Raw genomic sequence first — 7,629 nt, 5'->3', positions numbered from 1 at the left:
CCGCTCAAACCGCTGCTTCCCCACGGCCCTCGTCCTCCTGCTGCATTGGGTGCCTGCAGCCGTGCAGGCACGGCACTACGTCAAAGAGCCCACGCGTACCGCGCCAGCACCGTGGGCTCATCGCTCCACGAACCGCCCAGCCGGCAGTGCTGGTGGGGAGAGAGGGATTCGAACCCCCGTAGCATTGCGCACCTGGTTTACAGCCAGGCCCCTTTGGCCGCTCGGGCATCTCCCCACAGGCGAGCCGATGGTGGGACTCGAACCCACAACCGGCGGTTTACAAAACCGCTGCTCTGCCAATTGAGCTACACCGGCCTGCCGACAGCATGCCTACCAGAGGGTAACCGCCCCTAGGGCGGCTCCCCACTCGGCCCGCCATCGGGGAAGTATAGCGTAGCCGTAACCTCGACGCAACTAGCGCGGTCGCTGCGCCGAGCGCTGAGCGTACCCCACATCCCCGCACGCGCCTCGAACCACCCTCAACACGACGCGCTGCCGAGCGCAGCGCGGGTCTCCTGTAGTTGACGAATCCCGATCTATGGCGTAAGGTATACTCGAGATGAAGCAAGAATCATTCTCACCTGGGATCGAGTTGCAAGTGACGAGCGCATTGATCGGCCAGTCCATAGCGATCGAGCACACATCGTTGACCGCGACGCGATCCCAACGTAGCATAGTAGGTACGAGCGTTCTGCAACCAGGGGCGAGGGACCGCGCACGATGAAGGTTTCGACTCGCGGCGAATACGGGATGCGGGCGATGGTCTCGCTCGCCAAGATGTACGGGCAGGGGCCGATCCCGCTGGCGACGATCGCAGCCGACTCGGCCGTGCCGATCGCCTACCTCGAACAGCTCATGCTGCCGCTCCGGCGCGCTGGGCTAGTCACCAGCACGCGCGGGGCACACGGCGGCTACGAGCTCGCGCGACCGCCTGAGGAGGTCAAGGTCGGGGAGATCTACCGGGTCATGGAGGGCCCAGTCGCGCCGATGAGCTGTGTCAGCGAGGAGAGCGATGAAGATACTTGCCCGATGATCGACGGCTGCGCCACGCGCATCGTCTGGCTCCGAGTCCGTGACAGCATCATCGAGGTGCTGGACTCGACCACGCTCGCGGACCTGCTGCGTGAGGCCAAGCGCCCACGCGCCGAACAAGCGGTTTGAAGCAGCAGCCAGGCGCACGCCTGTGCCGATTGATCAGGGCGCGTGACTGCGAACGCGCCGGAGGTTTGCCATTGAACCGGACAGAGATCTATCTCGACCACGCTGCGACGACACCGGTCGACCCGCGAGTGCTCGAGGCGATGCTCCCGTACTTCAGCCAGAAGTACGGGAACCCTTCGAGTATCTACGCCGCCGGCCGCGAGGCGCGCGCCGCGCTGGACCAGGCGCGAGCACGCATCGCGCGCCTGCTCAACTGCCAGGCCCGCGAGATCGTCTTTACCAGCGGCGGCACCGAGAGCGACAACCTCGCCCTCAAGGGGGTCGCCTGGTGGCACCGGCTGCACGGTCGCGGCAATCACATCATCACTACCGCCTTCGAGCACCATGCCGTCCTCCATAGCGCCCACTACCTGGAGAAGTTCGGCTTCGAGGTCACCTACGTGCGACCCGGCAGTGACGGCATCGTGCGCGTCGAGGAGATCGAGGCCGCCATCCGGCCCGACACGATCCTGATCTCCGTGATGTACGCGAACAACGAGATCGGCACGATCCAGCCGATCGCCGAGATCGGCCGGCTGGCCCGCGAGCGTGGGATTACATTTCACACCGATGCGGTGCAGGCCGCCGGTGCTCTCTCGCTCGATGTTACAGAGCTGAACGTCGACCTGCTCTCGCTCTCGGCCCACAAGTTCTACGCCCCGAAGGGCGTGGGGCTGCTCTACGTGCGTCGCGAAACGCCGATCCTTTGGCAGCAGCAGGGCGGGGCCCAGGAGAGCAATCGGCGCGCCGGCACCGAGAACGTAGCCGGTATCGTCGGCATGGCGACCGCGCTGGAGCTCGCCTATGCCGAGCTCGAAGAGCGCAACGCCCATGTCCAGCGGCTGCGCGACCGGCTGATCGACGGGCTGCTCAGCCGGATCCCCGGCACACGGCTGAACGGCGACCGCGAGCGCCGGCTCCCGAACAACGTCAACGTCTCCTTCGAAGGTATCGACGGCGAGACAGTGCTGCTCAACCTGGATATGCACGGGATTGCAGCCTCGAGCGGCTCGGCCTGCACGACCGGCTCCACTGAGCCGAGCCATGTGCTGCTGTCCATCGGCCTACACCCGGATCTGGTGCGGGGCAGCATCCGGCTCACGCTGGGCAAGGACAATACTGAGGACGAGATCGACCGCACGCTCGACGTGCTCGAGGAGTCGATCATCCGGCTGCGTCGCCTCGCCACCGCCCGGGCCCGGTGAAGTGAACCCGAAAGAGGCGAACAGGCATACAAGGGCGGGGCCGGGCTGTTTGATTAAGTGCGGACAAGCCACAAAGAACTAAGGGTTACGGGGTCGCTAGAGCCTGTTGCCACGCCTTGCAAACTGCAGCCCAGTCGTCCTCAGAAATCCACTGAGCCAGGAATCTGTGTAACGAGTGCTGAGGTGAACAGGTTACGTACTCGATGTACTCGGCATGGTATCCACCTGCTAGTAGTACCATATAGTTCACTAGATCTTGATACGATGCTTGAAGCATACTATCAAGAAGAGATGATGATATTGTGTATGAAAAGTTCGCTACTAATATTTCATAAATTAGAGCATATTGCGCCTGAGGATTGCCACGGTAGTACAGCAAGATCTGCTCCGTCAGGTATTCTGAAGCCATTGCACGGCCCTGGGGATGTAGGCTTTGAATAAGCCACTCCATCGCGTCGGCATCTGTTGGCGAGTCACCGCTACCGACCCATGCAGATCCCATGGGGGATCGGAGGAATGAGAATACACTTTCTTCATACTTAACTAATTGATCAAAGGTAGGCTCAGGTGTTCCGCGAGGGTGTCGCACAAGATAGAGTGTTTGACTATACGGCCAGCGTGAACCGCAGTGAGACCACCACCAACGCTCCCCTACCCAAACCAGTCAACTAAGTACACATCATACAAGGTCATCAAGCCCCACGGACGATCAGGACCGAAGCAAGTTGCATGCCAGTCTGGGTAAAACGGTGGCAGCACAGGTTGATCAGTACGTGTTTGACTCTTTGGCTCTTGCCAAGCAGCACCTCTTGCAGTAGCGGTAACAGGAGTGGGTATATTGTAAGCAGGAGTAGAGGCCAATTCCCTAACAGATTGTTTGGAAGGACTGATTGGAGTGGGAGTGTGTGTGGCCCAGGAGATGTTAGCAGAACAAGCCACTGTGACAGGGAGCAAGAATAGGATTAGTACGACCAAGAGACGACCAACGAACAAACCGCTAGCTCGCGACGTACCTCGAGCCACACTCACCACCCCCTATAAGTTTTCGGAAGAAATCACCGATCATAACAGCCCTATTGGCTACCCTCTTCAGCCAAGAACTCGCTGATCTCTGGTGGCAGGTCCGGTAGTTCCTCGAGGCTGGCCAGCCCGAACGCCTGCAAGAACTGCACCGTGGTGCCGTACTGGATCGGCTGGCCGACTGTGGGAAGCCGGCCGACCGGCTCTACCAGTCCCCGCGCGATTAGGGTCTGCAGGGCAGCGCTCGAATCCACTCCGCGGATCGCCTCGATCTCGGCGCGGGTAACCGGCTGCCGATACGCCACGATCGCCAGCGTCTCCAGCGCCGCCGCCGAGAGCCGGGCCGGGCGATCTAGCCCCAGGAACGCCTCGACGAGCTCGGCCAGGCTCGGGGCAGTAGCGAGCTGGTAGGCTCCGGAGTGCTCGATGAGCACGAGGCCGAGGCCAGGCCCACGCTCGCGCAGCGTGGCGAGCGCCGCGTCGAGCTCGGTCTCATTACACCCGAGGTGATTGATCAGCTCGGCTCGCTCGACTGGCTCGCCGCTCACGAACAGCAGCGCGCCGAGCCGCGCGGCGAGGTCGAAGGGTGGATCAGTCATCGGCAGTCGCCTCGCGCCAGGGTCGCGCTCGCGGTGTCACCATGATCTCACCGAAGGGAACCTCTTGCTCGGCCTGCACTGCCCCTCGCCGGATCAGGACAAGGAGTGCGAGGAAGCCGGCCGCCAACTCGCGGCGATCGGCCTTCCGGCCGACCAGCTCGCGGAAGGTGCGGGCGCCCCCACGCAGCCCCGCGAGCAGCCGGCGCGCCATCGCGCGCAGCGAGATAGCCGGCGGGAGCCGCAGCGTTACCGGCCGCGGCTCGACCCGGCGATGCCAGCGTCGCAATGCCGTGAGCAGCGAGGCCGGATCCCGCGCGATGACCTTCACCCGCGCCGGTGAGGGCGGCGAGATCGCGGGTCTCACATAGGCGCGCCGTCCGCGCAGCTCACGCAGCCGTAGCTCCTGGGCTGCATCGCGAAACGCCTGGTACAGCTTGAGCTGCCGGATCAGGTCGTCAGGTTCTGGCTCGCCGGGAGCCTCGGGCTCGGCCGGGCGCGGCAGCAATGCGCGCGCCTTGAGCGCGATCAGTCGGGCCGCCACGACGGTGAAGTCAGCCACCAGCTCAAGCGGCGCATCCTCCAGGGAGGCGAGATGAGCGAGGAACTGGTCGGTCACCTCGACCAGCGACAGCTCCGTCACCGGGAGCCGCCGCTCTTCCACCAGCCGCAGGAGCAGATCGAGCGGCCCGCTGAAGCCCTCTATCGTGATCAGGCAATCGGCGAGTCGAGTCGAACGAATGTCGACCGGCATCAGAACGGCGCCTGGCCCATGATCAGCGTGAAGAGCAGGCGGAAGACCGGGAGGTACATCTCGGCCAGGATACTGGCCCCGCCCCAGCTACCGAGGAGGATCAGCACGAGCAAGATACCGACCCCGTAGCGCTCCAGCGGGGCCAGGTAGGGGTACCAGAAGTTCGGAAGCATACCCGTCAGGATCTTCAGGCCGTCGAGCGGAGGGATCGGGATCAGGTTGAAGGCAGCCAGCAAGATGTTGACCAGGATCAGTTGCAGCAGCAGCGTGTCCACGAACGGAGGTACGGCGAGCCCGCCCCCGAACCGGTAGGGAATGGCGAAGGCCATTGCCAGCACGACGTTCGAGAGTGGCCCGGCCAGCGCGGTAATCGCCATGCCGCGCTGGCGACCGCGCAGCCGGGCCGGATTAACCGGCACCGGTCGTCCCCACCCGATCCCGAAGCCGACGACGGCGATCAAGAGCATGCCGAGCGTCCCGATCGGGTCGAGGTGGGCGAGTGGGTTCAGCGTGACCCTACCCTGGCGCTGGGCGGTGTCGTCTCCCAGCATCAGAGCCGACCACGCATGGCAGAACTCGTGAACGGTGATCCCGACGACGAAGGCGATGATCGTCGCCAGGATCACCTGTGGGTCGCGCCCGAACACCGCTCCCTACGTCGCTACGGCGTGCAGCCGGGATAGAGGTGGCAGGCCACGTAGTGGCCGCCGCCCTGATCGACGAAGCGCGGCTCCACCTTCGAGCAGATGTCCATCGCGTACGGGCAGCGCGTATGGAACCGGCACCCAGACGGTGGGTTGATCGGGCTGGGCACGTCACCGGTCAGAATGATCCGCTCTCGCTTCTTCTCCACCACTGGGTCGGGGATCGGCACAGCCGAGAGCAGCGCCTTGGTGTACGGGTGGAGCGGATCGTCGTAGAGCGAGTTGCGGTCTGCCAGCTCCACGATCTTGCCGAGGTACATCACTGCCACGCGGTCGGAGATGTGCCGGACGACGCTGAGGTCGTGGGCGATGAACAGGTAGGTCAGCTTGAATTGCTCTTGCAGCTCCTCGAGCAGGTTGATGATCTGGGCCTGGATCGAGACATCGAGCGCCGAGACGGGCTCGTCAGCCACGATGAACTCCGGGTCGGCGGCGAGTGCCCGGGCGATGCCGATGCGCTGCCGCTGGCCGCCGGAAAACTCGTGCGGGTAGCGGTTGGCGAAGTACGGGTTGAGCCCGACCGTCTCCAGCAACTCCTGGACGCGCTCGTTGCGCTGGTTCTTCGGTACCAGGTTGTGGATCTGCATCGGTTCGCTGATAATGCTGCCCACGGTCATGCGCGGGTTGAGCGAGGCATAGGGGTCCTGGAAGATCATCTGGAGATAGCGACGCATCTTCCGCATCTCGCCGGGGCTCAGCTTGGTCAGGTCGGTCCCCTTGAAGATGACCTCACCGGACGTCGGCTTGTAGAGCTGGAGGATGGCGCGGCCGGTCGTGCTCTTGCCGCAGCCGGACTCGCCCACCAGTCCTAGCGTCTCGCCCTTGTAGACCTGGAACGAGATGTGGTCGACCGCCTGGACCCATCCTACCCGGCGTTGCAGGATGATCCCGCGCGTGAGCGGGAAAAACATCACCAGGTCGCGGACGTCGAGCAAGACCTCGCGGCTCTGGCCGTCGCTCTGCTGTGGGGTCGCGCGCACCTCAGTCGCCATCGTTTGCCGTCACTCCTCCCTCACGCTTGCCCGTGGGCCCGGCCAGGCTCACCTCGTCCCAGAACCAGCAGGCCGAGCGATGCACCTCGTTTACGTCCATCAGCGGTGGGTTCTTCTGGCCGCACTTCTCTCGCGCGTAGTCGCAGCGCGGCATGAACGGGCACATGTCCGGCAGATCGATGAGGTCGGGCGGCAGGCCGCGGATCGGGTTCAACTTCTCCTTGCGCGGCGCGTCCAGCCGCGGGATCGAGTTCAGCAGGCCAACCGTGTAGGGATGCTTCGGATTGGCGAACAGCTCCTCCGTCGGCGCGGTCTCGACGATGTGACCGGCATACATGACGTTGATCCGGTCAGTCATGCCGGCGACGACGCCGAGGTCGTGCGTGATCAGGATCAGGGCGGTGTTGTGCTCGGCCTGGAGGTTTCGCATCAGGTCCAGGATCTGCGCCTGAATGGTCACGTCGAGCGCGGTCGTCGGCTCGTCGGCGATCAGCAAGGAGGGATTGCAGGAGAGGGCCATCGCGATCATCACGCGCTGGCGCATACCGCCGGAGAACTGGTGCGGGTACTGGTCCACCCGCTGCTCGGCGTTCGGGATGCCGACCATCTTGAGCAGCTCGATGCTGCGCTGGCGCGCCTGGCTCTTGGTCATGCCTAGGTGCAGCTCGAGCGCCTCGCTGATCTGCCGGTTGATGGTCAACACCGGGTTGAGCGAGGTCATCGGGTCCTGGAAGATCATGGCGATCTTCCGGCCACGGATGGAGCGCACCTCGTCATCGCTCATCTTGAGAACATCTTCACCCTCGAAGATGATCTCCCCGCTGACGATCTTGCCCGGCGGGCTGGGGATCAACCGCATGATCGAGAGTGCCGTGATACTCTTCCCACAGCCGCTCTCGCCCACGATGCCGAGCGTTTCACCAGGCATCAGGTTGAACGACACCCCGTCGACCGCCTTCACCACGCCATCCTGGGTGAAGAACTGGGTTCGGAGGTCTCGCACGTCAAGTAGCGGCTCCATCGCGTCTCCTTCGCCTCACGACCGCGCCACACCGACACCCAGACCACACAGATAAGAGCCAGAAGCGCTCCCGGCTGTCAAGCCGTTCGTTGCTTTCCAGCGTCGCGCTCTTCCTTGTGCCGCTCTCCCAGAACGCC

The 7,629-nt window shown here is 63.8% G+C and carries 7 protein-coding genes and 2 tRNA genes; 2 read left to right on the top strand and 7 right to left on the bottom strand.

The window, feature by feature from the left end; translation table 11 throughout:
* Positions 1-150 precede the first annotated feature (150 nt).
* Both NET02_RS06755 and NET02_RS06750 read right to left on the bottom strand, forming a co-directional pair.
* A tRNA-Tyr gene (locus tag NET02_RS06755) sits at positions 151-235 on the bottom strand.
* Positions 236-242: 7 nt separating this feature from the next.
* Positions 243-315: transfer RNA gene (locus tag NET02_RS06750), tRNA-Thr, on the bottom strand.
* Positions 316-720: 405 nt separating this feature from the next.
* Between NET02_RS06750 and NET02_RS06745 the strand changes: the two genes are divergently transcribed.
* Together NET02_RS06745 and nifS are read left to right on the top strand one after the other, a co-directional pair.
* Positions 721-1,161 carry an RrF2 family transcriptional regulator gene (locus NET02_RS06745; protein WP_284056623.1) on the top strand — a complete coding sequence of 147 codons (441 nt, stop codon included), beginning with the start codon at positions 721-723 and terminating at the stop codon, positions 1,159-1,161.
* A 71-nt stretch (positions 1,162-1,232) separates the two neighbouring features.
* Positions 1,233-2,405 carry a cysteine desulfurase NifS gene (gene nifS / locus NET02_RS06740; RefSeq protein ID WP_284056622.1) on the top strand — a complete coding sequence of 391 codons (1,173 nt, stop codon included), beginning with the start codon at positions 1,233-1,235 and terminating at the stop codon, positions 2,403-2,405.
* Positions 2,406-3,478: 1,073 nt separating this feature from the next.
* Here nifS and scpB read toward each other — a convergent pair.
* From scpB to NET02_RS06715, 5 genes are read right to left on the bottom strand one after another with little or no spacing between them, the layout of a single operon-like run.
* A complete protein-coding gene (scpB, locus tag NET02_RS06735) occupies positions 3,479-4,024 on the bottom strand; it encodes an SMC-Scp complex subunit ScpB (RefSeq protein ID WP_284056621.1) in 546 nt (181 codons plus the stop codon).
* Positions 4,017-4,775, bottom strand: coding sequence for a segregation and condensation protein A (locus NET02_RS06730; RefSeq protein ID WP_284056620.1), 759 nt, complete (start codon positions 4,773-4,775; stop codon positions 4,017-4,019). Before NET02_RS06730 ends, scpB begins: the two co-directional genes overlap by 8 nt.
* Positions 4,775-5,422, bottom strand: a complete 648-nt coding sequence (locus NET02_RS06725) for a site-2 protease family protein (protein WP_284056619.1) — start codon at positions 5,420-5,422, stop codon at positions 4,775-4,777. Before NET02_RS06725 ends, NET02_RS06730 begins: the two co-directional genes overlap by 1 nt.
* Before the next feature lie 14 nt (positions 5,423-5,436).
* Positions 5,437-6,471: an ABC transporter ATP-binding protein gene (locus tag NET02_RS06720; RefSeq protein ID WP_284056618.1), complete on the bottom strand. Its 1,035-nt coding sequence runs from the start codon at positions 6,469-6,471 to the stop codon at positions 5,437-5,439.
* Positions 6,461-7,492 carry an ABC transporter ATP-binding protein gene (locus NET02_RS06715; RefSeq protein WP_284056617.1) on the bottom strand — a complete coding sequence of 344 codons (1,032 nt, stop codon included), beginning with the start codon at positions 7,490-7,492 and terminating at the stop codon, positions 6,461-6,463. The genes NET02_RS06720 and NET02_RS06715 overlap by 11 nt, the downstream gene beginning before the upstream one ends.
* Positions 7,493-7,629 lie beyond the last annotated feature (137 nt).

Source organism: Thermalbibacter longus, from assembly GCF_023806485.1.
Lineage (GTDB): Bacteria > Chloroflexota > Chloroflexia > Thermomicrobiales > Thermomicrobiaceae > Thermalbibacter > Thermalbibacter longus.
Note: the sequence above shows the minus strand (reverse complement) of the source record. Positions and strands in the feature narration are given on the sequence as shown.

Bases quoted from the DNA above. Each gene is read 5' to 3' on its own strand.
- NET02_RS06745 (WP_284056623.1), top strand. From the start codon at position 721: ATGAAGGTTTCGACTCGCGGCGAATACGGGATGCGGGCGATGGTCTCG.
- scpB (WP_284056621.1), bottom strand. From the start codon at position 4,024: ATGACTGATCCACCCTTCGACCTCGCCGCGCGGCTCGGCGCGCTGCTG.
- NET02_RS06730 (WP_284056620.1), bottom strand. From the start codon at position 4,775: ATGCCGGTCGACATTCGTTCGACTCGACTCGCCGATTGCCTGATCACG.
- NET02_RS06720 (WP_284056618.1), bottom strand. From the start codon at position 6,471: ATGGCGACTGAGGTGCGCGCGACCCCACAGCAGAGCGACGGCCAGAGC.
- NET02_RS06715 (WP_284056617.1), bottom strand. From the start codon at position 7,492: ATGGAGCCGCTACTTGACGTGCGAGACCTCCGAACCCAGTTCTTCACC.